Origin of the sequence: Chryseobacterium sp. SN22 (genome assembly GCF_008329705.1) — a bacterium.
Classification (GTDB): Bacteria; Bacteroidota; Bacteroidia; order Flavobacteriales; family Weeksellaceae; genus Chryseobacterium.
Genome location: NZ_VTSX01000017.1, coordinates 63936 through 90366, shown reverse-complemented (window position 1 = coordinate 90366; position 26431 = coordinate 63936). Strand labels below are relative to the sequence as shown.

Here is a 26431-nt window from a genome sequence, read left to right as displayed (position 1 = left end):
CATTAATATTTTGTTTAAACGTTCTAAAAGCAAAGCTAAATCCCAACTGCGTCAAAACTTGACGTATTTAAAATTAATTTAAGAAATCAATAAAAACCTTAATTTTGTACTATGAAAAAATATTCTTCCAAAAGAAGTATTCAGATACTCGCGCACCTTCTTCAGCAATACGGCATTTCAGATATTATCGTTTCTCCCGGATCCAGGAATGCCCCTTTAGCAATTCATTTTTCAGAGATCGACAGCTTCAACTGTTACAGCATTGTGGATGAAAGAAGTGCAGCTTTTGTAGGAATGGGAATGGCGATGAGCGAGAAAAAGCCGGTGGCACTTACCTGTACCAGCGGTTCCGCAGCAGCGAATTATTACCCGGCGGTAACAGAGGCTTTCTACTCTAACATACCGCTGCTGGTGCTTACGGCAGACCGCCCGATGGATTATGTAGACATCTTCGACGGCCAGACCATCCGGCAGAATAATCTTTTTCATCAGCATTCCTACGGTGATTTCCAGCTGATGGAAGACGGCAAGGAAAATGCGGAAGATCATAATTTCGGCATTATCAAAACAGCGATCGAACTCTGTATCGAAAAGCAGGGTCCGGTACATATCAATATTCCATTGGAAGAGCCTCTGTACGAGCTAATCTCCGAGCTGCCGACGTTTCCGACAGTGGAAAGAACCATCCGGCAGAAAGAATACGAAGTACCTTCCAATCTGATTGCCGACTGGAATACGTCCCAAAGAATCATGGTCCTGGTAGGAACCAAAGACCACAGTCCCGAATTGGAGAACCAGCTGACCCAGTTGGTAAAAAACCATACGGTCGTAGTGCTGAGCGAAGCCAATTCCAATTTATACCACGAAAAATTCTTCAGGTATATCGACCGCTATGTTTTCAATTTCACGGAAGAGGATTTCAAAATGTATGCGCCTGATCTGCTGATTACGGTAGGCCAGAACGTGGTTTCCAAAAAAGTAAAACAGTTTTTAAGAAAGGCAAAGCCGAAGCAGCACTGGCATCTTGATCCGGTGTGGCAGCCGGATACGTATTTCGCTTTAACGGAAAAGATCGAAGTGAAGCCGGAGGTTTTCTTTTCAAAGCTCTTGAATTTCATTAATCTTGAGCCGAGGCCTTATTACAATCTCTGGGATGTCCTGCGGGATAAAAAAGATGCAAAACACGAACAGTTTTTAAGCAGGGTTGATTTCTCCGATTTCTATTTCTTTTATAAAACCACACAGACCGTTCCGGAGAACTATAACATCCATTTCAGCAACAGTTCGGCCATCCGGTATGCCCAGCTGTTTGATTACGGAAAAAGGAAAATATACTGCAACCGGGGAACCAGCGGGATCGACGGCTCTACCTCAACAGCCATGGGATTTGCTATCAAAAATGCCAATCCGACGCTGCTTATCACAGGTGATTTAAGCTTTTTCTATGACATCAACGGGCTTTGGAATCCATACATTCCGCCGTTTGTGAGGATCATCATCTTTAACAACGGGGAAGGAAATATCTTTAAAATTATTCCGGGACCGGGAAATGCCAACCCGAATACGCTGGATGAGTTTATTGCTACAAAACACCACAGAAATGCAGAGCATCTGGCGAAACACTTCGGGTTTTCGTACACCAAAGTGGATGAAGAAATAACCTTAGACCGCGTGCTGGAGAATTTCTTCAAGCCGGATACGCAGCCTAAAATCCTGGAAGTAAATACCCAGGCGATGCACAATGCCGATATTCAGAAAGCGTATTTCAATTTTTTAAAAGAAAATTAAAGATCAAGATAGTCTTCATTCCCCGGCAGGTTGATAATTCTGCCGATGGGATAGATGAAATTTTCGTCAAAATCATTTAAAGCATTAACAAGTTGAAAATGAGAAAATTCCTTCAGGTTCTGTAGGGTGATTTCCCCTTCTTTGATTTTTTTGTGCTTTAAAAGGTTCTGCCTTTGTACGCCGTTCAGCAGGTAGGCGGAAGGGGTGAACCATTCTTTGCCTTTCTTAAACAGAAGATTGCTGTATGAAGTATCCGTGATATGGTTATTCTTCACAATAATGATTTCTTCCGCTTTAGCTTTCATCTTCATTTTCTCCAGTTCTTTCCGGTCTTCGGATTTGAAAGAGTAATCGAAGCTGTTGTTTTCCACCAGCTGGAAATCGTTGAGTTCCGGAATGGCGTAAGGGATCATCTGGGTCCGGATTTTCTTATCCAGATCGTAGACGATTCTCAGTTTAAAAAGCCCGTCTCCGTCATGTTCCAGATGTTTATAAATCTTTGCCAGGTCGATGGAGCCTTCCTTGCCGAAATGGGCGAAAGTATGGTCTACACGCTTCTGGTGAAATTCCAGTAAGAAGATTTTCCGGTTTTCTATTTTTATGCTTTCAATGAATTGGGACATAGATTTTGTTTTTCATTTCCTGATATTCGTCTTCTAATCTGCTCATGTGGGTAATTCCGCCCCCGCTTTTGAAATACAGGTTATCATCTTCTTTTTCGATAAAACGGATCATCACGCAGCTGTCAGTGCTGTCTCCGTCAAACCAGCCGCAAATTCCTGTATAATAGCCTCTTTCGTAACCTTCTGCTTCCAGGATGATTTCCAGGGTTTTCGGCTTCGGGGCTCCTAAGATAGAACCGGCAGGGACCAGTTGTTTCATCAGGCTTCCCAGTTTACCATTAAATTCGGGCTTTACGGTTCCTGATATCTCGGAACTCATGGCATAAAGGTCTTTCTGCCTGGTTTTAATGAAGTCGATGTACTGAAACTTATCCACCTTTACATTATCTGCTACCATGCTGAGATCATTCCGGAGTAAATCGACCACGGTGTAATGTTCCGCTTTTTCTTTCTTATCATTTTTCAGGATTTCAGCGGCATTGTCAAGGGAAGCATCAATAGTACCTTTCATGGGATAAGTCAGAATTTTTCCGTCGATGATCTTCACAAAAGTTTCAGGAGAAAAAAATACGAAAAAATCTTTATAAAAAACTTTATATTTCGCCGATGAATGAAAAAAAATTTCTTCCAGCGTTAAATTGGTCTCAATCCTTGTTTTCCGGGTATAATTGGTGAGATAGGAATTTCCGAGGCGGATATTTTTCTGAACCTTATCAAAACCTGTTTGAAAATCTTCGAGTGTTTCGGGATATGATTTCCATTCTACTTTTTTTTGTAAAAGATGCTGGCTTTTCACTGTTGAAAAATTTTGAAAATCAATCATTAAGCCTGATTTTTCGATCTCATGCTCTTCGAAGATTTCAACATTTTCCCCAAGGAAATCAATGATGAAAAAGTAAGGAACTTTCCTGAGCGAAAGTTCGTCCATTTCCATAAATTTTTGATGATTCACTGAAAACATTCCGCAAAAGTAATTATTGATGTTTACTTTTGCACAAAATATTTTTAATGAACAGCAAATATCCGCAGAAACCGGGATTGGATTTTATATTGAAGCAGGCATTTTTCTACTGGAACAAAACATTGGTTTTCCAGCTGATGTTTTCCATCATGTATTTTGGGATTTTTCTTACCGTACTTTTTATGTGCGATATGAAATACGGAATTATGGGAGAATTTAATGAAGCGGGAAAATATATGCAGGACGGGATGAAGGTTTATATGGAACAGCTCAACAAGCTGGTCGCTACAGACCATTACCAGAATTTCTCTTTATGGATTATGGGAACCACAATTTTTCTGTATCCGCTGAACCTGGGGTTTTTTCAGATCTACAGAAAAATGGATACCGGTGAAAAGCCTGAACTCAGCGATTTATTTGCGGGGTATAACGGACTGAATTTTTTCAGATATGTTTCGTATTATATTTTCTGGTATTTTATTTACCGGTTTACTTTTCCTACGATTATTCTTGCCGTAGCCTGGGTGTGCATCACCATCTTTGTAGCACCGATGATGTTCTTTATGAACAAAACGATTTTCGAATCGCTTTCCCTCAGCTTTAAAGCTATGAAAACATATTTCCTGGAAATTCTTGTCTGTGTAATGGTTGCCGTGATTTTCAAGTATATCGGCTTTGCTTTGCTGTTGGTCGGCGGGCTGTTTACCTTTCCTTTCTGGAATGCCGTTATTTATTCCCTGTACAAAACCATATTTTCGGAGAAGGCATAAATTTCATAAGTTTTAATGTTTTAAAGCCAAAAAAAGTTAAATTTGGTAAAATCAACATTAAAAATTTAAACACCATGTCAGAATTTAACGAATTTGACCAACAGGGTTCTGTTCCGGAAAGAAATACGGGAGCCATTATCTCTCATGCATTCGAAATGTACAAGGGCGTATTCCTATATGCCGTTGTCGCCATGATTATCTACAGCATCTTAGGAGCTGTTATTCAGGCATTGACCGGGATGAATTCTGCGGCCATGCTTGAAGAAATGCGCGATTCAGGAGGCTATTCGAGATTTTCCGTATTCAGTGCACCGGGCTTTCCTTTGTATCTTACCCTCTCCGGAATTTTAGGATTGGTTCTTTCCCCATTGTACGTGGGGCTGATTTACATGATTAACAAATACAACACTAAAAATCCCATTGATTTTTCCGACCTGTTTATCGGATACCGACAAAATTTTGTAAATATTTTAATCTATGCCCTGTTGTCGGGGATTATTTCGTCGATCGCACTTTCGCTTTGTGTACTGCCTATTGTTTTTGTATATCCCCTGCTGATGCTGGGATATCCGGTTTTACTGTTTGAAAATGCTTCTGCCACAGAGGCTTTAGGAAAGTCATTCAACATTGCCAAAGAAAATTACGGTGTTTTTCTTGGCGCAACATTTGTAGGTTTTCTGCTGTCAATGGCAGGAATCGTGCTGTGCTTCATCGGAGTAATTGTAACGGCACCATTCATCTTTGCTGTGATGTATTCCCTTTATTGTGCCCATTTAGGAAAACCGAGACAAATAATTTTAAATAAATGATGAATAAAGATCAGCAAATCAGCAGTGTCAAGATCAAGCAGGTTTTTTTACTTGCGATAATTTTAATTTTAGCAGCTTTAATCTGTTTTAATCTTGCCCTATTTATCCCATCCGTTTTAGGAGCCATTACCATCTATGTCTTATGCCGGAAGTATAATTTCTATCTTCAGGAAGAGAAAAAATGGAAACCCTGGCTTGCTTCATTAACACTTATGGGTGCCAGTCTGATCGTTCTTATTCTTCCTATCTATTTTATCGGGGACCTTCTTATTGAAAAGCTTGGAAATGCCCAGGCCTATATGGAAAAGTTCAATGTTTTTCTGGAGAAAATCCACACATATATTTATTCAAAATTTAAATTTGATATATTAAGCAAAGGAAATATGGATAAGTTGAAGAACAGTGTAGGGCAGTATTCAACAAAGGCGCTCAGCGGAACAGTAAACACGCTCACCGTTGTGGCTTCCATGTATTTCATTCTTTACTTCATGCTTGAAAAGCCCCGTTTTTTTGAAAGAATCCTTTCATCAGCGGCACCTCTTAAAAGATCCAATGTATCATTGATCGGCGAAAAAATGAGAAAACTGATCCTGGCCAATGCCATCGGAATTCCTGTAGTTGCTCTTGGCCAGGGTATTGTTGCCTTGGTAGGGTACTATATCTTTGGAGCTCCAAGTCCAATACTTCTTTTTGCGCTTACCGCAGCAACCTCCATGATCCCGGTAGTCGGTGCGGCTATCGTATACGGCCCTGTCTGCATTTTTATGATTGCGGAAGGCGATATGGGAAGCGGACTCGGATTGGCTGCTTACTGTATGATCGTAGTGGGATTAACGGATAATGTTCTGCGTTTTACCCTTTTGAAAAAGCTGGAAGACATCCATCCTCTAAACACGGTTTTCGGAATTATCATGGGAATGAACTTATTCGGTTTTATGGGACTGGTTTTCGGTCCTATCATGGTTTCACTGACTCTGCTTTTGATTCAGGTATACCGCAATGAATTTTCCGATGACGACACGCCTGAACTGCAGCTGCCTGACAAGAATGAAGAGTTGGAAACCAAGATTAATTTATTAGTATAAAATAAATATGCAGGACGGAATAAACCCGGAAATATTAAAAGAAATCTGTATTGTAAAAATGCCTTTCGGAAAATACGAAGGAACAGTTCTCGCTGATCTCCCGATAAGCTATCTTGAATGGTTTCAGCGGACGGGAATGCCCAAAGGTAAGCTGGGAATGCAGCTGGCGACGGTCTACGAAATTAAATTAAACGGCCTGACCGAACTGCTGATCCCGATCCGCGCCGCAGTCAGAAATCAACGGTAGAACCTGAATGATCTTTAGAAATATTTAATCCAATGTTTTACAGAATATTGGATTATTTTATTTGGTTTTGCTTTATGATTACATACCGGGATATAGGCGGAACAGCAGCTGATATCATCTAGGAAGGCTTTTATCACTTACAATAATCCAATATTGAAAAAGAGACTGTGTAACCAGTCTCTTTTTATTTATCCCTTCAGGGCTGCAATTTCATCCCTCAGCTTAGCCGCTTTAATGAAATCAAGGCTTTTGGCAGCCATTTCCATTTCTTTTTGCTTCTGGACAATGACTTTCTCCATATCTTCCGAAGTATAACTGGCTTTGGCTTCAGCCACTTTCTGCAGAATTTCTTTTTGGGTGTATTTTTCATCCGGGAAGTCTTTGCTTCTTCCGACGAGGCTTTCCGAGATCTTTTTATTTAACGCTACCGGAACCATTCCGTGTTCTTTGTTGTACTCTTCCTGTTTGGCGCGCCGGTATTCCGTTTCATCAAGGGTAGCCTGCATCGATTTCGTGATCTTATCGGCATACATGATGGCCCTTCCGTTGAGGTTACGGGCGGCACGGCCTACGGTCTGGATCATCGACCGGCGGCTTCTCAGCATTCCTTCCTTATCGGCATCCAGTATGGCCACCAGGGAAACTTCCGGTAAATCCAGACCTTCTCTCAGAAGGTTCACCCCGATCAGGACATCAAACAGTCCTACCCGCAGATCCTGCATAATCTGGATCCGTTCAAGGGTTTCGACATCCGAGTGAATGTATCTTGTCCTGATACCGAATTTGGTGAAATATTTCGTCAGTTCTTCCGCCATTTTCTTTGTTAAGGTTGTTACCAGAACCCTTTCGTCAAGATCTGCTCTCTTCTGGATTTCCTCCATCAGGTCGTCAATCTGGTTGATGGTCGGACGGATTTCAATGATAGGATCCAAAAGTCCGGTCGGACGGATGATCTGTTCGATATAGGCGCCTCCTGTTTTTTCCAGTTCATAGTCTGCCGGGGTTGCAGAAACATAAATCACCTGGTTCTGGATGGCCTCGAACTCTTCGAATTTCAATGGACGGTTGTCCATGGCGGCAGGAAGCCTGAAGCCGTACTCCACTAAAGCTTCTTTCCGGCTGCGGTCGCCGCCGTACATGGCGTGAACCTGCGGAACCGTCACGTGGCTCTCATCGATTACCATGAGGTAATCCTTCGGAAAATAATCCAGCAGGCAGAAAGGCCTTGTTCCCGGCAGTCGTCCGTCAAGGTATCTCGAATAGTTCTCAATTCCCGAACAATAACCCAGCTCTTTGATCATTTCAAGATCGAGCTCGGTTCTTTCCTGCAGTCTTTTGGCTTCCAGCGGCTTTTCGATAGATCCGAAGAAATCCACCTGTTTTACCAGATCGTCCTGAATATTCCGGATCGCTCCGTTTAAGGTTTCTTTTGAAGTAACAAAGAGATTGGCCGGATAAATCTGGATCTGTTCGAAATTGGCTGTTACATTCCCGGAAACAGGATCAAAGCTCTGGATCTTTTCGATCTCGTCTCCGAAAAACTGGATCCTGATCGCATTATCCGCATAAGCCGGAAATACATCGATCACGTCCCCTTTTACCCGGAATGTCCCTCTTTGAAACTCATTCAGCGTCCTGGAATACAATGCATTTACCAAAGCGTGCAGCAAGGCAGTCCGGGTTACTTTTTCACCGATCGCAATCGAAATCAGGGATTTGTGAAATTCCGTCGGGTTCCCGATTCCGTAAATACAGGAGACTGAAGCAACGATCAATACATCCCTGCGTCCTGAAAGCAGGCTTGCCGTCGCAGAAAGCCTCAGTTTTTCCACTTCTTCATTAATACTCAGGTCTTTCTCAATATAGGTTCCCGAAGTCGCAATATAGGCTTCCGGCTGGTAGTAATCATAGTAGCTGACAAAATATTCAACGGCATTTTCCGGGAAGAATTCTTTAAACTCCATGAAGAGCTGTGCGGCCAGTGTTTTGTTATGCGCCAGGACCAGTGTTGGTTTCTGAACATTCTGGATCACATTGGCCACGGTAAAGGTTTTTCCTGATCCGGTTACCCCCAGCAATGTCTGGTATTTTTCGCCGATCTTAATGCCTTCGGTAAGCTTTTCGATGGCTTGCGGCTGATCGCCGGTAGGTTTATATTCTGATTGAAGTTTGAAATTCATAAAATTGGTGATGTTATCCTAACAAAAATACGAAAGAATTATTTGGCATTCACCTAAATGATGGGTCTTAATTTGTATTTTGATGATTCATTTTATGTATCATCAATTGAATAAAAAAGCATCCCGGTTTGGGATGCTCGTCTGTTTATTGAAATGACATGGTTAAAGGTAGCCTCATGTAGTAATTCACAGGCTTTCCGTCTTTTTCCGCCGGCTTCCAGACGATATTCTCGTTGGCCCTTCTGAACGATGCCAATACTTCATTATTGAAGGACTCATTACTGCCGGCAACTTTTACATTCACCACATTGCCCGTTTCATCAACGGTATACGAAATATCCGCTCTTAACAAACCTTTCGGCTTTTCAGTTTCCATCTTAGAGGCGTCAAACATTTTTGAAACTCTGTTTCTCATTTCATTGAACCCGCCCGGAAATTGGGGAAGCATGGTCGGCTCATCCTTTAAAGAAACAGTCAGGGATTCAGGGGTTGTACCGGATGCGCTCTGCCGGTCCAGATTTGTGTTTTTACCTTCTTTTGGCCGGATGGTATCCTGAACCTTTTCTTCTTTTTGGGTATTTTTAACCGGTTCTTCAGGTGTTTCAAACAGAGCAGGCAGATCGGGTTCCTCGGAATCTGTGCTGGTTTTCTCTGTAGTTTGGGCTACCGGATCGTGATCGGCCATTTTCTTCCGGGTTTCCTCAATGATTGTTTCAATCGGATGGGCATACGTTTTCTGCACAAATAATCCGAAAGCGAATATCAAAGCAGGAATACTGATGGCTTTTTTCACTTGGGCCCATTTGGACTTCTTGGTGTTCATCATAATAAATCGTTTTTTGGTGTTGTTAAAATGGAATGTATGGGTAAGGTTATAGCTTTGGCTGGAAATAATTTCATCCAGTATTAAATTCTGATAGTCTTTTATATTAAAATGATTCTTTAAGACCGATTCATCCGCCAGGAATTCATGATTCATCCGGATGGCTTTTTTATAAAAGTAAACTGCCGGATTGAACCAGGTGAAAGCTTTCACGATTTCAACCATCATAAGATCAATGCTGTGTTTCTGTTCCAGGTGGCTTTTTTCGTGCAGAAAAATTCTGTCGTCTATTTGCTGATCAGTGAAGTAGCTTTTCCCCAGATAAATCGTATTCCAAAAACTGAAAGGCGGAATGTTTTTCTCCGTTACCAGAACTTCCTGATTCTGATAAATGATCTTTTGGCCTTTCAAACTCTTGATTTTCAAAAATGAAACAATCACCCTGCTTAAAAATATAAAGGTTATGATTCCATAGATGATCAAAGTCAAATTAATAAGGTTGAAACCGTTCTGCACGGGCGTAAGATCCAGAATCTGCTGGGTGGTCTCATAGGCGGTCTGTAAACGGTTCACCGGTTTCGGTGCTTCCGTACTGATCGAAATAAAAGGGACCGTATAAGAAAACAACAGTGAAAAAAGCAGATAGATCCTGTTGAACCGGTACATTTTTTCCTTCTGTAAAACCCCGTAGTAAAATACAATCAACAGGGTGGAACACAGTATAATTTTAAAGAGGATGATCATTTTTCATCAATTTCACGGTCTATAATTTCGCGGAGTTCTTTCAGCTGTTTCTGGGAAAGTTTTGCGTTCGAAGTAAAAAACGAAGCAAACTGGGTGACGGAACTGTTGAAAAAACGGTCAATCATGGAAGACATCTCTTCTTTGAAATATTCCCCTTTCGCGATTTTCGGAAAGTATTCGCGGGAATTTCCATACAATTTGTAGCCGACAAAATCTTTGTTCTGCATTCTTTTCAGCAGCGTGGCAATGGTGGTGGTTGCCGGTTTCGGCTCGGGGTAAGATTCCAGAATATCTTTCATGAATGCTTTTTCTTTTTCCCAGAGAATGTCCATGAGGTCTTTTTCGGAATCGGTAAGTTTTATTTCTTTCATATTCTACGGATTAATAATTTGTTCTACAAATGTAGAGCAAAATTCTGAACTGCCAAATTTTTTATGGCATTATTTTTCCATCCATTCCGGGAACCACCAAATATAATTGTATGAAATTCAATAAATTTTACATTTCTGCTTTCAGTTTATTTATGATTTTATCATCGTGCAAAGATAATGCGCTGAATGCTCAAAAGCTGGGAAAAGACGGCAGCGTGGAAACGAAAGAGCCTAATTCTCCTGAATATAAACCAGCCTTTGCAGGGCAGACCAGAATAAAAGCAGTAAAAACATCAATACCATATCAAGTAGAGGTTCTGAGTAGAGACCTAGGCAAACCCTGGGGAATCATCAACCTGCCGGACGGGCGTTTTTTAATTACCGATAAAAGAGGATATATTAATGTTGTTTCAGCGGATGGAAAACAGATCTCCAAAATTGAAGGTTTTCCCAAAGTTGATGCCAAAGGGCAGGGCGGAATGCTGGATGTGGCCCTGGATCCTGATTTCAGCAACAACCGGATGATCTATTTCAGCTTTTCTGAGCCTTATGAGAAAGGGAATCACACGGCAGTAGGAAAAGGAATGCTTTCAGCTGATCTGAAAAATATCTCAGGCGTGCAGGTGATTTTCCGGGCAACCCCGACCTACGACGGCGACAAACATTACGGCAGCAGGCTGACTTTTGATAAAGACGGAAATCTTTTCGTAAGTACCGGAGAAAGATCCGATAAACAGACACGGGTTTATGCCCAGAAAACGGATAACTATTTAGGGAAAATTTTAAAAATAACCAAAGACGGGAAACCGGCACCGGGAAATCCTTTTGTGGGGAAAGCAGGATTCAAACCTGAGATTTATGCGTACGGCATCAGGAATCCTCAGGGAATGGCCATTGATCCGAGCGGAAATCTCTGGGATGTGGAAATGGGGCCGAGAGGGGGTGATGAAATTAACCTGATTAAGCCGGGAAAAAACTACGGCTGGGGCGATGTAACCTACGGGATTGAATATTCCGGGGAAAAGATAAACCACGGAACGACCCAAAAGGCAGGAACTGAGCAGCCTGTCTATTACTGGGATCCGGTGATCTCGCCGAGCGGCGTTACTTTTTATACCGGAAACATTAATGAATGGAAAGGCAACCTGATGATCGGCTGCTTAAGCGGAGAACATATCAACCGGATTGTGATGAAAAATAATAAAGTGGTTGGCGAAGAACGCCTTTTAGAAGGGGAGAATGAAAGATTCCGGGATGTCCTGAACGGAAACGACGGAAACTTATATGCCGTTACCGATAGTGGAAAACTATACAGGATTTCTAAAAAATAATATCCGAATGGATATTTTGATATAGGATTTATCAGAATAATAACTCCGGGCAGAATCTTTGATTTACCCGGAGTTCCTTTATTATGTTTAAAAACTATTAATTAATCGCTTCAGTCCTTCCGTCAGGATTTCCTGAGAGGTGGAGAAACAGATCCGGATATGTCCTTCCGCACCTTTTCCAAACCACCTTTCCGAACCCGGAACAACGGCTACTTTTCCTTCTTTTAGAACATGTTGGGCGAATTTGTCGCTTGACATTCCGTTTTCGATTTTCGGGAAAATAACAAATGTGGCTTCCGGAAGATTAGGGGTAAGAATTCCTGAATTGCTCAGCATGCTGTGCGCCAGATCCCTGTTATGCTGCAAATGCGTAAGGAAATCATTGAACCAAGGCTTTGCCCGGTCAATCGCAACACTTGCCGCGATTTGCGATAGGGTAGAGACTCCTTCGATGGTCGAATTGAACTGCGACTTCTCCGTAAAGTCATCCAGTAAATCCTGATCATTGCACAGTACGGCACCTATTCTCAGGCCAGCAATACCGAAAGACTTTGAAAACCCGAATACGGTAAAGCTTTTCTGTCTGGCTTCCTCGGAAACGGATGAATAGGTATTGAATTCCCTTTGATCATATACAATATCGCTCCAGATCTCGTCACTCATCACCCACAGGTTATGGGCTGCGGCAATTTCTGAAATCTTTTTCAGGATTTCTTTGGAATAAACCCTTCCTACCGGATTATGCGGGTTGCAGATGCTGATCATTTTCGTTTTCGGTGAAATCAGGGAAACCAGCATCTCAAAATCGATGTCGCCGGTTACGGAGTCTACCGCACACAGCCTGATGTTTCCGCCAACAGCTTCCACGGTCTTTTTAAACAGGAAATCCACAGGATCGAAGATAATGGCTTCATCTCCGGGATTCAGGACGTATTTGGCAATCAGAAACATTCCCTGGGCAGCACTGTTAACGGCCAGAACATTGTCCGGCGTAAAATTTCCCTTTTTCTCAATATTAAAATGCTCGGCGACACTTTTTTTGAATTCCGGGATTCCGGAAAAAGGGCCGTAGCTGAGATAGCCGTCCTTAATATATTCAATAATTCCGTTTTCTATTTCTGCCGACATTCTGAAATCGGGGTCAGCCGCTGTTAACGGAATAATGCCGTCCTTAAGGGTTGCCCATCTTCCGTTATAGGCTTTTCTTTTCAGGGCTTCAAAATTGATATCTTTATTTGTAAACATTTTATTTGTATGAGATGGGTAACGTATTTTTCGGTTGTTCGTGCAGCGGTAAAAGGAACTGGTCCAGTAAGGTTCTTCCGTTAGCAATATGGATGTCGATTTCAGGCCTTCTTTCTTCTTCATATTTCTGGAAGGTCTCCTGAATAGAGTTTCCTTCTTTTAAAAGATTCGTCAGGGTGAAAGAGTCTTTTAGGGCAGAAGTCACACCCTGGCTGGTAAAGGGAATTAAAGGATGGGCCGCATCACCGATGAACACCACGTTCTGATGATAGAACGGATTCAGCTTTTCAAGTTCATAGACACGCCAGATATGGGCGTTTTCGTAGCTGGAGCCTTCGATAATGGAGGAAATCAGCGGGTTCCAGGCTCCGAAATTATCGAGCATGAACTGTCTGATGCAATCGGGGGTATAATCTTCATTAATGAAATACTTGGTAATGTCGAACTGGCAGTACCAAAGGATTTTTGAAGAGGAAAGCTTCAAAACCCCAAAAGTAAGACCGCCGTTCTCGTGGTGGAACTTCAGGAAGTTGCTTTCAATTTCGCCGGCCAGTGCTTCATTTTCTATAATATTGACCACTTCATTCTCCAATACCGCTTTCATGGATTCTTCCTGGAAAATCGTTCTCCGGATGCGGCTTCTTGATCCGTCGGAAGCAATTACCACATCTGCCTCCATTTTTTCGCTGTCATCTACGGTAATTTCAGCTTTCCCATTGGTGAAGCCGTCCAGCCTTACAGTGGAATTATAGGAAATCTTATCTGCAGGAACGCCTTTGGCAAGAATTTCAATCAGCGCGCTTCTGGAAACCACAAAGACGTTATCCAGATCTTTTTCGGAGATGATTTCTCCTGACTGGTTATAGTGGATATACTTTTTAAGGAAACTTCCTTTTGAATAAAGGTCGTCGATATTAATAATGTTGGAAAGGAATTCGATGCCTTCTTTGGGAAGAATGAAACCGTGTCCTTTAAGGTCATTCGGAGTCCTTCTTTCATACAGGTGATAATCGATCTTGTTTTTTTCCAGATAATTCGCCATGCTCAGTCCGGATACACCGGCACCTATGATTGCAGCTTTGCCCATCTTTATTGGTTGTTGGTTTTTGTTTGTTGTAGGATGTGATTTTTTCATTAAAAATTATCAAATGGCGGAAAACGATGTCCGGCAAAATGATTTTAATGAAAAGGAAGTGGCTTTAGCCAAAGTTTTTGAAAGTTAATCAGATAACATCAGGATGATATTATCCCATGCAAGACACTTATTCCGGTGCTTTAAAAATATTGTCATCGGAATGAAAGCCTGCCACACCGCCGCTTACCGCAAATTTCATAGCGGAAGCTGCCGTCATACCCACTACCGGTTTGATGTTTTTCTCTTCCGTAACGATTACCCAGCCTGAAATGGCATACGAATGCGGCAGATATACCGCTACGTAATTGTGTTTGTCTACATCGGCCATTTCTTTCTGGGTTAAGAAACCGATTCTCCAGATTTCAGGATTTTCATTGGTTTTCACCCAGACCGGATCATTAAATTTTTTCTTGTCGCCTACAAAGGAAGACATCACATCTTTCGTCGGGGTATAGATATGCTTTACGCCGGGGGTTTTTTCCAGCAAGCGGTCCATGGAATCAAAAAAGAATTTGCCTACCACGAACTTATTGCCCAGAAAACCCAGCATTGCCGTTATTAAAATGGTGGAAATAAAAACCAGCCCCGGAATTTCCCTGGCTACAGAAGGGATAATGTTATCGATCGACGTTACAACATACCAGATCACGAAAATCGTCAGCCCGATCGGACCAATAATCACTAACCCCTGAAAGAAATTTTTCAGGAACAGATTGGCAATATTTTCAAACGTCGGTTTTTTCACTCTGTTTTATCCGTGGATTGTTTCTCCTTTTCCGTAAGACTGGATCACCCGGGCTTCATATTCCAGCCACTCTTCCCATCTTGCGTTTACTTTCTGCTCATCACCCAGCTGTCTGGCAAAACCAATGAACGTGGTATAATGATTGGCTTCGGAAATCATCAGTTCCCTGTAGAATACCTTCAGCTCTTCATCTTTAATATTTTCTGTAAGGACTTTAAACCGCTCACAGCTTCTCGCTTCGATCATGGCTGCAAAAAGCATTTTGTCGATAATCAGATCATCCCTGTTGCCGCCTTTCTGGATAAACTGTACCAGTTCGTTTACATAGTCATCCTTCCGGGTACGCCCGAAAATGTATCCTCTTTTCTTAATAATCTCATGCACCTGCCCGAAATGCTCCAGTTCTTCCTGCGCAATGGCCAGAAGCTCGGTTACCATTTCCGGATATTCCGGCAACATGGTAATCAGCCCAATCGCGTTGGTAGCTGCTTTCTGCTCACACCAGGCATGATCCGTCAAAATTTCTTCGATGTTCCCTTCCGCAATATTTGCCCACCTTGGGTCGGTAGGAAGTTTCAACTTAAACATGTTTTAAATTTTGTGTAAAATTAAAATAATTTGCAATACGATTAAAGTTTTATTTAGACTTAAAATTTTACATTAAAAATTATTTTCTAATTATAATATTTCATTGAGATGGTATTTTTTTTGTTAGTACTTAAAAAATCACTAAAAAAATATCAGTTATGAAAACAATCAACAACTTCAGATCAAGAGTGAATGCTTTATTATTAATGATTTTAACGATGGGAACATCTGTTTTAGCTTTTGCTCAGGAAACGACTACGACAGGAGGCGGAGCAGTAACCACAGAGCAGAAGACAACTACTACCACAGAATGGTATACAGATCCGATGTATATTATCGGAGGAGCCATTCTTCTCATTATCATTATTGCACTGATTGCCAGAAGCGGAAGAAGAAGAGTTTAATTTTCAGCTGTTTTGCTTCTCAGGAATTCCAGGGTTTTCCAGCCTGCTTTATCTGCTTTTCTTAGGCCGGCTGAAATGATGAATGCCAGGATGATATTTATACTATAAATTAAAATCATTAAAAGCCACCATGGCATACTGTCTTTTAAAGGAACCACCAGAAAGTAGATCAGAGATGAGCTGATGCCTTGCCCGAAATAGAAAAATATGGCATTTCTACCAATATAGGTCACAAAATTCTCTTTTGTGACCTTTAATCTGTTATAGAAAACGAAAAGCGTTACCAGTGAAAACAGCGTCCATATTATATAAGGTGCTTGGGGTGGAAATTTGTTTTTGCTGATTTTAAAGAAAATCTCACTTCCATAAAATGAGAATAGCCCGACCAATGCCGCCGCAACGGCTGCATAGAGAACGGGAATGGCTTTTACCGGAATCTTTTTTCCTTTCATTTTATTTCCTATCAGGAAAATTGTCATGTAAAAAGCCACATAACCTACCTGTCCGGACGGATAAATTTCAGGGAAAATATTGAATAATAGAGTCAATCCTAAGCACAGACCGATAAACCAGTTGATATGTTTCGGAAAAAATTTTAAGATAAGCACTCCGAAAACCGTCAGGATATAGTATACCTTTAAATACCAGAAGCTTCCCATCACCACAGGAAACGTATCGGCATTGGTGTACTGATGGAGATACCAATTGCCCAGATTTTCCCATTGTGGAACAGTGGAAATGCTGGTTGTGGCATATTTTGATCCAAAAGTCGAATAGAAATTCTGCAGCCATTCCAACGAGAAGAAAGTCAGTCCGAACACTTTAAAGAGATAATCCAGGAAGAACAGCAGAGTCACAAAAATCATGTAGGTAATCTGCAGTTTCAGGAGCCGGTAAAAGGTTTTCCCGATATTTGAACCTGAGGTGATCCCGCTCAGCGCATAGAATAAGGCAACATCAAAAACCAGGGAAAAGATCCTGATTTCCGGCAGGATGTAAAACTGCCCCGACCAGAATGCCGTATGGATAAATATAATGGAAAGGGTCGCCAGTCCTTTTGCAAAATCAATATAGAGGTCTCTTTTCATTGCGTATAGATGAGGTTTCAAAAGTAAATAAACTTTATGAATTTTCAGGATAAATAAAAAGAGACAGGAACAATGCCCTGCCTCTCAAGAAAAGATATTTCAAAAATGATGATTACTTTAAATTTTTAAACTCTTCAGCAGAAATTTCGCCGGTCTGAAGTTTTTTGATTTCATCCAGATAAGGTTTCATATAGGCATCCAGCTCAGGATATTTTGAGTTTTTTGCCATTTTATAAGTTCCGTTCAGTACGCCCTGATAATAATAGAAGAAATTATAATCGAAGTCCGCAGCGGTAAGGCTGTATTGACCCAACAGGAATCCTAGACGTACGGCCGATCTTCGCTGTGGCGGTGTGCCGTGGTGTCCGGCGCTGTTGGTCTGATAGTCTCCGATACTCTGGGCAAATTCATAGGCGGCAGCAATCTGCGCAAAACTGGTCTGGTTATAGCCGTTTGGTCTTCTTAAGTAGTACCCGGCGAAACCGTCGGCTTCCAGTTCATTCGGTCTTGCCGTAGATTCGGTGACGGATGGAAGCCCGAAAATATATTGCAGCTGGTGGCCATATTCATGAGCAAGGATCATCGCATTGACGATATCCCCGCCTTTGGATTTTGCATCATAATAAATCGCATAGCCGTAATAGATTTTCCCTGTAGAATAAGAGATCGCATTGTAGGTTGAATTATAATTCGAAGGATCGTTCACGAATCGCAGTGTCGGGTTGCTTCTGCCCCACATGCCTGCAATTTTCGTCATCTGGGAATTCATAAAGTTGGTATCCGTCGAATTTTGCAGCGAAGTAAGCAGTACCGATGAGGAGCTCCAGTACTGGTCTACGTAATAACATACTTTTTCAAGCGCGTTGGGCTGGTCGATTTTCAGGTTCTCCGTCTGCTGTTCAGGCTGTACGGGTGTTTCCATATTGTCGTCGTTACATGCTGATAATGAGAGTGCAGCAATGGCTCCCACTAGAATGGGAAGATGGATGTTTCTGTTCATATATAAATATTTTGTATAACGAAGTTATTAATTTTAACGATACAGCATATCACTTTATTGTGATAAATTATTCAGAACATAGTTAAAATTTTATTTTTAAAAAAGATGAGGTTGAATTTGAATGAATTAGAAAATATTTCTTATATTTGCACCTCGAAATAACTAAAAATCTTATAAACAATGTTTGCAATTGTAGAAATAGCAGGGCTTCAATACAAAGTTGAGCAAGACCAGAAGCTGTTTGTAAACCGTTTAGCAGGAGACAAAGGAGGTAAAGTATCTTTCGATAAAGTACTTCTTACTGTAAACGGAGCAATCACGGTAGGCGCCCCAGCTGTAAGCGGAATCACTGTAGAAGCAGAGATCCTGGATCACGTAAAAGCTGATAAAGTAATCGTTTTCAAAAAGAAAAGAAGAAAAGGTTACAAAGTGAAAAACGGTCACAGACAATCTTTAACTCAGATTCAGATCACTGGTATTACAGGATTTGAAGGAGCTCAGAAAGCAGAAAAGCCTGCTAAAAAGACAACTAAAAAAGCTGACGCTGAAGCAACTGAAAGCGCAGAATAATTGTAAAACCAAAAAACCTTAAAATAAAATGGCACATAAGAAAGGAGTTGGTAGTTCCAAGAACGGTAGAGAATCTCACTCCAAAAGATTAGGGGTAAAGATTTTCGGTGGTCAGGAGGCTATTGCCGGGAACATCATCGTTAGACAAAGAGGTACGCAACACCACCCGGGTGCAAACGTGGGTATCGGTAAAGATCACACTTTGTTCGCTTTGATAGACGGTAAAGTAGTTTTCAGAAAGAAAGCAAACAACAGATCTTTCGTATCTGTAGAAGCAAACGCATAATTACAGCGTTTTATAAAAAATCAAAACCTCAGCATCTGCTGAGGTTTTTTTTATCTCCTTATTCATTAAAGTTAAAATTTTCATCATTAATCGTTGTAAAGAAATATTTTGTATTTGGATTACTGTTAAATAACTAATATACTGCGGAAACTGAAGGGCAATATAGAGTTAGGTATCAAATTAAAATAAATATTATGGAGAGTCTGAAAAGATTAACTAAGAAAGAATTAAAATCAATTAAAGGTGCGCTGCTGGCTGGGTAAAGTAAGGCCTGCATCAAATTGTGAAGAACTTTATCAATACCTGACAATGGGTGAAATTGCTTGTCTCAGTGCTCCGGCAAAACCTCTGACCTGTATTGAACCCTGTTTATAAAATATCTTTTATACTAAAAAACTCCTTCGCTATGAAGGAGTTTGTATTTTAAAAGTTCACCTGGAACCCTGCTTTCACGCCGAAGGTTGAAATATCCGGCCGGTCCAGATAGTTTCCCCGCCAGTTAAAATCCACCCTGAAAATCCTTAAGTTTCCGAAACCTATGTTTTCAATCCCGAAACCGTATTCGTAATAGATATGCTCGCTGGGTGCGGAATATTTGAATCCTTCTACATTAATGGCTTTCGACGCGTCACTCAATGTTCCGTAGGCCCCTCTGATGAATGCAATTTCCCTCAGTTTTAATTTCTTGATCAAAGGAATAAAAGAAAGTATCTTTCCGTTGAAATGATGCTCCAAATGAAGCGTGGTATAGGTATCCGCTACAAACTCATAATAGTTAAGCTGTGCAAAAGTATTTTGTGCTAAGCTATACGACTGGTTCCCCGGTATTATATTCTGTAATGCCAACGGTACGGTATCGAAATTTTTTCCTGCTTCAAAGTTCATCATTAATTTACCCCAGCTTCCGATAAGAATCGGCTTATAGAATAAAAACTGTAATTTATTATAATTAAAGTCCGATCCGAATAGTCCTTCTATCCCCTTAGTATATTTTAAAACAATTGTCGGAGCAAGGGTTCCGTGTTCGGTCCTGTCCAATCCGGTTTGTGAGAATTTAGCGCCGGGCCTGGCAATCAGGCTTAGGGTGAAGTGAGAATCGTTGGTTGTTTTTCTCAGGTCTCCATTCTTGTAATACATCAGATTGAAGCCTGATGGATTGGCGGATTTAATACTCTGCATGGTTCCGTCCAGTCTGATCTGGAAGTTTTTCCAGGGTTCGATCGAGGTAAACACATTGGTTTGGTTTACCGAGCTCAAAGAAGCGTTTTCGCCTCTTGCAAAAATCGTGGAAGAAGCAAAGGTTCTGGCCATAATTCCGTCATCATTCGTCAGCTGAACCCCAAGCTGAAGAATATCTCTCCTTGTTCCTGCACCGATGGTAAATCGGTTTACCCTGTTGAACATATACCGTGCTTCAGCGCCATATTTCACCTGGTGGTCTTTAAACCCGTATGCCGTGTAAAACTGAAGCCTCCAGGGGTCATTTCGGGTAAAATAGGTTCTTGCTCCGATCCTGATCCGGTCGCCCTCCACTTCATTCTTTCCGTAAATAGAGAAAATAGGGCCTAAATCTATGGCGTTACCGATGTGATAATATCCTGACGCCAATGTTTCATAAAGCTTTACAATCCTGTTGAATTTCGGGGTCTCCTGGAGCTTATCAAGCATTTCATAAACGCCCTGTTCGCTCTTTGATAGGGAATCCGGCCTTGCTTTTATCCAATAGGCCTCGTCTTTATCAACAAAATTATCCTCGTATTCTTCTTCCTGTCTTTTAAAAACTTTATCTTCAAGAGATTTGTTAAACTGGTATTCCGAATAATCAACAGTTCGCTTGGCTACGATGCTTTTGGCTGACTTCTTCTTGGAAAAAGGGGTCATCTCGATTTCCGTAATCACCTTTCGGGGCAGGAATGTATTTTCGTCCGGATTGTCATATTCCAGTTCTGTGGAAATCCCGTTGATAAAATTGACGTTGATCTTCTGTGTGGATTTTAAAGTCGCTCCGAGGACAGCATAGCTGTCGGTATCAATATACAGATAGCCCTGAAATGCCAATACTTCCGTTCTTTTAGGTTGATAACGGATTTTATAAGCTTCTTCCCCGCGGATCGAAATGGTATCAATCAGGTTATAATCATACGTGCTGAAACCTGTTTCCCCGACCGGGCTGGGAAAGCCGATGTCAAAGTAGTTTAATGTATTGTCATAAATGTTGATATCCCGGTAAAGATTTTTTGCGGTTAAGGTAATGATCTGGTTATCCTGGAAACCGGAAGTTTTCTGCGCAACCAAAAGCTTTTTGGTTCTTTTTGCCGGCCTGTTTTCACCATAATTTTCATAAACCGCTTCGTTCAGAAACACAGGAAGCGCTAATTTTCCGTTTGCCGTGGAATCTTTATAATCGAAAATAAATTCAAGTTTATTAAAGATTTTCCTTTTCATGAAAGCACTGTCGAGGTTGTTGGCGTCAAACTGGATCTTCTCATACTCCTTGAAAGTGTACGTATCAAATTTATCGAGTCCGTTGTTTCTTTTCCGTTCCCAGACCTTCTGCATAATCGCATAGGCAGGATTCTCCTTCTTGTTTTTGTATTTCGGTTTTTCATTGTGGATAACCACTTCCTGAATACTGCTTATTTTCTCCTGAGTAAGCTTTACAAAAATATTCGAAGCGTTTTCAGGTGCTACGTCTATGGTTTCCAAAGAATAGTTTTTTCTTAAAAATCGCAGTTTATAAATAATGGTGTCGGATTGTACCGTAAAATTCCCTGAAGCAGTCGTTAATGCAGGTTTATCATTTTCATTGATAAAGATATCCACGCCGCTGATTTGTTTATTGGTTTTCCCGTCAACAATCCTGCCGCTGGCTGTGTTTTGTGCATACACCCATCCGGTAAAAAACAGAAAAAAAAACAGGGGGTAATATCTGGAGTTATTAATTAACATTTATTGTTTCTTCAAGCTATGGCATAAACAAAAAGCATGCAGATTTATTGTCCTGCATCAATAATATTTACATTTGAAAGGATGTAAATACAAAGCTGCAAAGGTAAGGAAATAAGGCTATGGTTGAGCAGCCTGTTGACAGCTGTTTTAATTAAATAAAAAGAATATCATGAATCTTCCCGGGCTAGGCTTGTATTTTGCATCATTCAGCTCAGCAATACAATTCAGAGTGCTGTTGCGATCATCACATTACAAATTTTAAATATTATGAAAATAGAAATCAAGACCCCGATTGAAAAAACGACCCTGGAATTTGAAAATGCAGAATATTTCAAAAAAATACATGAGGAAATCACCGAAGCACTGACGGATGACCTGAATGTAAAAGGTGTATATTACGAAAAAGACGGTTTCGGGACGATGTTTCCTGCTTTACTGCTGAAAAACAGCATTATTACCGTTCATACGGCGCCGGATTCATCCTCCGCTTCTCCATTCTTTTTATAACTGAAAAGCCCCTTAACCGGGGCTTAATTTTTTATAGTCTGAAACGGAATGGATTCGGGAATATTTAATTTGTTTAAAAACAGAGAGTAAGGCTGGTCGATCAGGGCTTAAATTGAATGCCTTATGTTGGAAACAAATGTATTGACAAGGGAGCTCCCGGCAGCCGGCTTTCCTCTTTCGGCCTATTCATTTGATTATTGTTTTATGCTAAAACAAAGTATGGGGCGTTTTTTCCGGTTCCAGATTAACGTATTCCAGATCGGGCGAATAATTCGGAAACTGGAATTTCTCAATAGGCTCCAGCTCCAGAAATTCTTTTCCCATTTTCGCATCAAGGGTAATAATCATCCGGTTATGAATTTCCGCCTGTACGGGGTTGGGTAGGGTGGTGACAAGTCCGAAACCCAGGTTGCCGTTTGTGTATACATCATAATATCCGGCGATGTAAAACTGCGCTTTGTCTTTCCAGAACATTTCATGCTTTGCTTTCACCGGGGTTTTTCTTCCCGGAACCGAAATGCTTTTATACTCGAAATAGGAAGAAGCAGGAATCAGGCATCGGTTCTTTTCGATTTTCCGGTAGTAGGTATGGGTATTTTCGGACTGCAGGTTTTTGCCTTTGGTCGGGGCATCGGGATTTTCTTTAACCCCCCAAAACGTATTCATCAGGACGATGCCGTTATAATTAACAACCGCGGGAATGGTCGGAGCAGTCTGTTTGGTAAATGCGTTGATGCTGCCATTCAATACAAAATTTTCCTCTTCATATCCTTCCGCTTCAAGATCCTCTACTGCTTTCTTTAAATTGACTTTTTTATTATTGAAGTTATAGCACATACAAAATTTTATAAATACAGTGCAAAATACATGCAAGCTGAGCCTGGATACCGGAATTAAGGTACATAAACAAAAAAAGACCTACATTGCTGTAAGTCTTCTTGCTCCTCCTGCTGGGCTCGAACCAGCGACCCTCTGATTAACAGTCAGATGCTCTAACCAACTGAGCTAAGGAGGAATTTTCCTCTATTGGAGTGGTGCAAATATAAAAGGAATATTGCGATTACACAAATTTTTATTTTAAAAATATGGATATTTTTCCTGTATTCATCGGGTTTTATAACTTATCCTACTATTTATCAATTAATTAAATTACTGGAAAATATTTTCTTTAAAGCATAAAAAAAGACCTACATTACTGTAAGTCTTTTTGCTCCTCCTGCTGGGCTCGAACCAGCGACCCTCTGATTAACAGTCAGATGCTCTAACCAACTGAGCTAAGGAGGAATGTCCTTTGTTTTAAGTGGTGCAAATATAGGACGAATATTTATACCTTGCAAATATTTTTATTAAAAAGTGAAAAATATTATAATTTTCCTGCAAAGATCTTGAAGATGTCACTTCCGAAAATTACTAACATCAAGCCTAACAGGAAGATAACCCCGATCATCTGTGCATTTTCCAATACTTTCTGAGGAACCGGTTTGCCCACGATCATTTCATATAAAGTGAAAAGGACGTGTCCGCCATCCAGTCCCGGAATCGGAATTAAGTTCAGGAATGCCAGCCATACGGAGAACATTGCTGTAAAACTCCAGAAAGCAGCCCAGTTGATGGAAATACTGCCGTCCGCATCTTTATCCACCGGCATATTTTTAACGATGGCAATAGGTCCGCCGACGTTTTTGTATCCCTGGATTTTAGAGTTGAACATGATTTTGAACTGCTTTACCTGCATGGTTAAAGCTTCGATGGTTCTTTCAAAACCTCTCGGAATTGCTTCCCCGAAAGAATATTTTTTATCCGTTACAACACTGGCCAGTGCTTTCTGATCTACCCCAACTCCAAGTTTACCGTCTTTATCAACAGCTGCATTGAATGTTTCCTGTTTGCCGTTTCTCAGAACCTCTATAGGGATGGTCTTTCCTTTGTTTTCAGATAGAGCATTGCTTACTTCGTCGAAAAAAAGAGTCGGTTTCCCGTTAACGGCTACTACTTTGTCCCCTTTAGCCAGACCTGATGCTTTTGACGCCGGGCTTGCCAGAGAATCAATAATCATCGGGAATCTCGGGGTAATGTATAATTTGGCTTCTTTTTGTTTTAAAACCTCTGCTACCCCTTCCTTTTCAATCGGGAAAGTCACTTCCTTCCCGTTTCTCAGTACGGTTACATGGTCGCCCAAAAGGATATTGATAGAAGCATTCTCCAGTCTCTCTGCAGGTTTGCCGTCGATATTGATGATTTTATCACCGCTCTGGAACCCCATTTTTTTACCGGCTTCCGTTACGCCGATTCCATTGTTGAATTTCGTAAGATCGGTATACATTTCTCCGTTGAAAAGAGACAGGCAGCTGTAAATGATCCAGGCCAGGAAAAAGTTTACCGTAACCCCTCCTAGCATAATGATCAGCCTTTGCCAGGCTGGTTTTGCCCGGAATTCCCAAGGCTGCGCAGGCTGTTTCAACTGTTCGGTATCCATGCTTTCATCCACCATTCCGGCGATCTTGACGTATCCTCCGAAAGGAAGCCAGCCGATCCCGTATTCGGTTTCACCTACTTTTTTCTTTACCAGAGAAAACCATGGATCGAAGAAAAGATAGAATTTTTCAACTTTGGTCTTGAACCATTTGGCGGGTAAGAAATGCCCAAGTTCGTGAAGGATGACCAGGATAGAAATGCTCAATATAAATTGAAACAGTTTGATTGCTATTTCCATTAATGCTTTGTATGTTTAATTTGCAAAGGTAACAATTCTCAAAACTATGCCAAATAAAAAAGCCTCCCGAAACGGGAAGCTTTGTCATATAAAGCGATGATATATTATAAATTAATGGAAACACCAAGACTGCCATTGTTGCCGACTTCGGCGAAAACGCCGATTCTCTCGGTAAAAAAGTATCTGGCGCCGATGTGTGCACCAAGCCCGAAGTTCCTTCCCACAACCCCTATATCAACTCCGGGATAGATATCCAGTTTTTCAGGCAGCTGCAGAGCATCTTTCAAATGGAAATTTACCCTTCCGAAAGCGAAGACCCGGTTTTCATCATCATTATCCTTGTAATTGTCAAAGTAAACATTCAGTCCGGCTCCTACGGAAATCAAGCCGTTAAGACCGTAGTCATAAGTCCCGGTAAGTCCTGTGCCGTATCCCCAGGCACTGAGTCCGGCATTGATTTTCTGATCTCCTTTGCCTGTCCAGACCTGAGCATCTGCTGCAGTACCGGCAAAAACCAGCATCAGCATAAAAACCAGTTTCTTCATATATTTATTTTTTAATTGTTATTATTCAAAGATATAATGTTGTTTAAAAACAAAACATCCTCAACAAAAATAAAACCGAAATCATTGGAAAATCGTATTTTTATGGAAGTTTTTTAACAAAGTTTATGAAGATTACAGGACTGAATCTGGATATTGTCTGGAAAAATAAAGCGGAAAACTTTCAGCGTATTGAAGAAGAATTACAGCATCAGGAGGCGGATCTCTTCCTGCTTCCGGAAATGTTTTCCACAGGCTTCTGCATGGATGCTGCGGAAGTTTCCGACCGGAACCTGGAGTCGCTGGAATTCCTCAGAAAAATGGCGAAGGAAAATAATGCAGCCTTCTGCGGAAGTGCTCCCGTAGAAGACAACGGCCATTTTTATAACAGGATGTATTTCGTGCATCCGGATTCCCATATCGATTTTTACGATAAAAGGCATTTGTTTTCCTTTTCGGGAGAAGATAAAGTATATAGTCCGGGAAAGAAAAGGGTGATTGTAAACTACAATGGGTTCAGAATATTGCTTCAGGTCTGCTATGATCTCCGTTTTCCGGTTTTCGCAAGGAATAATGATGATTACGATGTCGTTTTGTATATAGCCAACTGGCCTGAAAAAAGAGTAGGAGCCTGGGAACATCTGCTGAAAGCGAGAGCTATTGAAAACCTGGCTTTTGTTTTTGGATTAAACCGCATCGGGACCGATGGAAATAATCTGTTTTATCAGGAAAGCTCCCATTGTTTTTTTGCAGACGGAACTGAGATATCTGAGAAAAAAGGTAATTTCGTTACAGCGGAATTAAATTTAGAAGAACTGAAAGAATTCAGGAATCATTTCCGGTTTCTGAATGACCGCGATTCTTTTTCAATTGAATTATAAAGAGTAAGGCTAAGATCGAGATTCAGGAGCCTCAGTCTCAGCCTTA

General features: G+C 41.1%; 26 protein-coding genes and 2 tRNA genes. 11 read left to right on the top strand and 17 right to left on the bottom strand.

Annotated elements, in window-relative coordinates:
- Positions 1 to 111 precede the first annotated feature (111 nt).
- Entirely contained in the window at positions 112 to 1788 is a 1677-nt protein-coding gene (gene menD, locus FY557_RS12940; RefSeq protein WP_149247667.1) for a 2-succinyl-5-enolpyruvyl-6-hydroxy-3-cyclohexene-1-carboxylic-acid synthase, read from the top strand.
- On the opposite strand, the gene FY557_RS12935 is transcribed toward menD, so the two are convergent.
- Together FY557_RS12935 and FY557_RS12930 are read right to left on the bottom strand one after the other, a co-directional pair.
- The gene (locus FY557_RS12935; RefSeq protein ID WP_149247666.1) at positions 1785 to 2411 is read right to left on the bottom strand and encodes an aminotransferase class IV; all 627 of its coding nucleotides are present in this window, start codon (positions 2409 to 2411) and stop codon (positions 1785 to 1787) included. The two genes, menD and FY557_RS12935, sit on opposite strands and share 4 nt — an antisense overlap.
- The gene (locus tag FY557_RS12930) at positions 2395 to 3372 is read right to left on the bottom strand and encodes an aminodeoxychorismate synthase component I (protein ID WP_149247665.1); all 978 of its coding nucleotides are present in this window, start codon (positions 3370 to 3372) and stop codon (positions 2395 to 2397) included. Before FY557_RS12930 ends, FY557_RS12935 begins: the two co-directional genes overlap by 17 nt.
- Positions 3373 to 3419: 47 nt before the next feature.
- Here FY557_RS12930 and FY557_RS12925 point away from each other — a divergent pair, with 47 nt between their 5' ends.
- The 4 genes from FY557_RS12925 (at position 3420) to FY557_RS12910 (ending at position 6283) form a co-directional block, all read left to right on the top strand.
- Complete coding sequence (locus FY557_RS12925) at positions 3420 to 4142, top strand: hypothetical protein (protein ID WP_149247664.1); 723 nt, start codon at positions 3420 to 3422, stop codon at positions 4140 to 4142.
- Between the two features lie 74 nt (positions 4143 to 4216).
- Positions 4217 to 4951 carry a beta-carotene 15,15'-monooxygenase gene (locus FY557_RS12920; protein ID WP_149247663.1) on the top strand — a complete coding sequence of 245 codons (735 nt, stop codon included), beginning with the start codon at positions 4217 to 4219 and terminating at the stop codon, positions 4949 to 4951.
- Positions 4948 to 6036 carry an AI-2E family transporter gene (locus tag FY557_RS12915; RefSeq protein ID WP_149247662.1) on the top strand — a complete coding sequence of 363 codons (1089 nt, stop codon included), beginning with the start codon at positions 4948 to 4950 and terminating at the stop codon, positions 6034 to 6036. Before FY557_RS12920 ends, FY557_RS12915 begins: the two co-directional genes overlap by 4 nt.
- A gap of 19 nt (positions 6037 to 6055) precedes the next feature.
- The gene (locus FY557_RS12910; RefSeq protein ID WP_149247691.1) at positions 6056 to 6283 is read left to right on the top strand and encodes a DUF3820 family protein; all 228 of its coding nucleotides are present in this window, start codon (positions 6056 to 6058) and stop codon (positions 6281 to 6283) included.
- Between the two features lie 188 nt (positions 6284 to 6471).
- Here FY557_RS12910 and uvrB read toward each other — a convergent pair whose 3' ends face one another.
- The 3 genes from uvrB to FY557_RS12895 form a co-directional block, all read right to left on the bottom strand.
- The gene (gene uvrB, locus FY557_RS12905) at positions 6472 to 8463 is read right to left on the bottom strand and encodes an excinuclease ABC subunit UvrB (RefSeq protein ID WP_149247661.1); all 1992 of its coding nucleotides are present in this window, start codon (positions 8461 to 8463) and stop codon (positions 6472 to 6474) included.
- A 145-nt stretch (positions 8464 to 8608) separates the two neighbouring features.
- On the bottom strand, positions 8609 to 10030 hold the full coding sequence (locus tag FY557_RS12900; protein ID WP_149247660.1) for a M56 family metallopeptidase: 1422 nt from the start codon (positions 10028 to 10030) through the stop codon (positions 8609 to 8611).
- The gene (locus FY557_RS12895) at positions 10027 to 10401 is read right to left on the bottom strand and encodes a BlaI/MecI/CopY family transcriptional regulator (protein WP_149247659.1); all 375 of its coding nucleotides are present in this window, start codon (positions 10399 to 10401) and stop codon (positions 10027 to 10029) included. The genes FY557_RS12900 and FY557_RS12895 overlap by 4 nt, the downstream gene beginning before the upstream one ends.
- Before the next feature lie 110 nt (positions 10402 to 10511).
- Here FY557_RS12895 and FY557_RS12890 point away from each other — a divergent pair, with 110 nt between their 5' ends.
- Positions 10512 to 11732, top strand: a complete 1221-nt coding sequence (locus tag FY557_RS12890; protein WP_149247658.1) for a PQQ-dependent sugar dehydrogenase — start codon at positions 10512 to 10514, stop codon at positions 11730 to 11732.
- Between the two features lie 87 nt (positions 11733 to 11819).
- Here the strand turns inward: FY557_RS12890 and FY557_RS12885 are convergent, their stop codons facing one another.
- From FY557_RS12885 to FY557_RS12870, 4 genes are all read right to left on the bottom strand, one after another.
- Positions 11820 to 12977 carry a pyridoxal phosphate-dependent aminotransferase gene (locus tag FY557_RS12885; RefSeq protein WP_149247657.1) on the bottom strand — a complete coding sequence of 386 codons (1158 nt, stop codon included), beginning with the start codon at positions 12975 to 12977 and terminating at the stop codon, positions 11820 to 11822.
- A 1-nt stretch (position 12978) separates the two neighbouring features.
- Entirely contained in the window at positions 12979 to 14064 is a 1086-nt protein-coding gene (locus FY557_RS12880; protein WP_149247656.1) for an FAD-dependent oxidoreductase, read from the bottom strand.
- A 175-nt stretch (positions 14065 to 14239) separates the two neighbouring features.
- Positions 14240 to 14857, bottom strand: a complete 618-nt coding sequence (locus FY557_RS12875) for a DUF502 domain-containing protein (RefSeq protein ID WP_149247655.1) — start codon at positions 14855 to 14857, stop codon at positions 14240 to 14242.
- A gap of 6 nt (positions 14858 to 14863) precedes the next feature.
- On the bottom strand, positions 14864 to 15445 hold the full coding sequence (locus tag FY557_RS12870) for a tRNA-(ms[2]io[6]A)-hydroxylase (protein ID WP_149247654.1): 582 nt from the start codon (positions 15443 to 15445) through the stop codon (positions 14864 to 14866).
- 158 nt (positions 15446 to 15603) lie between these two features.
- Here FY557_RS12870 and FY557_RS12865 point away from each other — a divergent pair, with 158 nt between their 5' ends.
- On the top strand, positions 15604 to 15849 hold the full coding sequence (locus FY557_RS12865; protein ID WP_149247653.1) for a hypothetical protein: 246 nt from the start codon (positions 15604 to 15606) through the stop codon (positions 15847 to 15849).
- Here FY557_RS12865 and FY557_RS12860 read toward each other — a convergent pair.
- Together FY557_RS12860 and FY557_RS12855 are read right to left on the bottom strand one after the other, a co-directional pair.
- Positions 15846 to 16937 carry an acyltransferase family protein gene (locus FY557_RS12860; RefSeq protein WP_149247652.1) on the bottom strand — a complete coding sequence of 364 codons (1092 nt, stop codon included), beginning with the start codon at positions 16935 to 16937 and terminating at the stop codon, positions 15846 to 15848. The two genes, FY557_RS12865 and FY557_RS12860, sit on opposite strands and share 4 nt — an antisense overlap.
- A 112-nt stretch (positions 16938 to 17049) precedes the next feature.
- Positions 17050 to 17937: a metalloprotease gene (locus tag FY557_RS12855; RefSeq protein WP_149247651.1), complete on the bottom strand. Its 888-nt coding sequence runs from the start codon at positions 17935 to 17937 to the stop codon at positions 17050 to 17052.
- Positions 17938 to 18117: 180 nt separating this feature from the next.
- Between FY557_RS12855 and rplU the strand changes: the two genes are divergently transcribed.
- Positions 18118 to 18507, top strand: a complete 390-nt coding sequence (rplU, locus tag FY557_RS12850; protein ID WP_146940402.1) for a 50S ribosomal protein L21 — start codon at positions 18118 to 18120, stop codon at positions 18505 to 18507.
- Between the two features lie 28 nt (positions 18508 to 18535).
- Positions 18536 to 18793, top strand: coding sequence for a 50S ribosomal protein L27 (rpmA, locus tag FY557_RS12845; RefSeq protein ID WP_027387413.1), 258 nt, complete (start codon positions 18536 to 18538; stop codon positions 18791 to 18793).
- 423 nt (positions 18794 to 19216) lie between these two features.
- On the opposite strand, the gene FY557_RS12840 is transcribed toward rpmA, so the two are convergent.
- A complete protein-coding gene (locus FY557_RS12840) occupies positions 19217 to 21742 on the bottom strand; it encodes a DUF5686 family protein (RefSeq protein WP_149247650.1) in 2526 nt (841 codons plus the stop codon).
- Positions 21743 to 22009: 267 nt separating this feature from the next.
- On the opposite strand from FY557_RS12840, the gene FY557_RS12835 reads away from it, so the two are divergent.
- Positions 22010 to 22249 carry a hypothetical protein gene (locus FY557_RS12835; protein ID WP_149247649.1) on the top strand — a complete coding sequence of 80 codons (240 nt, stop codon included), beginning with the start codon at positions 22010 to 22012 and terminating at the stop codon, positions 22247 to 22249.
- Positions 22250 to 22456: 207 nt separating this feature from the next.
- Here the strand turns inward: FY557_RS12835 and FY557_RS12830 are convergent, their stop codons facing one another.
- From FY557_RS12830 to FY557_RS12810, 5 genes are all read right to left on the bottom strand, one after another.
- A complete protein-coding gene (locus FY557_RS12830) occupies positions 22457 to 23086 on the bottom strand; it encodes an SOS response-associated peptidase family protein (protein WP_149247648.1) in 630 nt (209 codons plus the stop codon).
- 104 nt (positions 23087 to 23190) lie between these two features.
- Positions 23191 to 23264: transfer RNA gene (locus FY557_RS12825), tRNA-Asn, on the bottom strand.
- Between the two features lie 195 nt (positions 23265 to 23459).
- Positions 23460 to 23533: transfer RNA gene (locus FY557_RS12820), tRNA-Asn, on the bottom strand.
- Positions 23534 to 23612: 79 nt separating this feature from the next.
- Positions 23613 to 24962 (bottom strand): RIP metalloprotease RseP, encoded by a 1350-nt coding sequence (rseP, locus tag FY557_RS12815; protein WP_149247647.1) that lies wholly within the window; start codon positions 24960 to 24962, stop codon positions 23613 to 23615.
- Between the two features lie 104 nt (positions 24963 to 25066).
- Complete coding sequence (locus FY557_RS12810) at positions 25067 to 25507, bottom strand: DUF6646 family protein (protein ID WP_149247646.1); 441 nt, start codon at positions 25505 to 25507, stop codon at positions 25067 to 25069.
- A gap of 125 nt (positions 25508 to 25632) precedes the next feature.
- On the opposite strand from FY557_RS12810, the gene FY557_RS12805 reads away from it, so the two are divergent.
- Complete coding sequence (locus FY557_RS12805) at positions 25633 to 26385, top strand: nitrilase-related carbon-nitrogen hydrolase (protein ID WP_149247645.1); 753 nt, start codon at positions 25633 to 25635, stop codon at positions 26383 to 26385.
- The last annotated feature ends 46 nt before the right edge of the window (positions 26386 to 26431 follow it).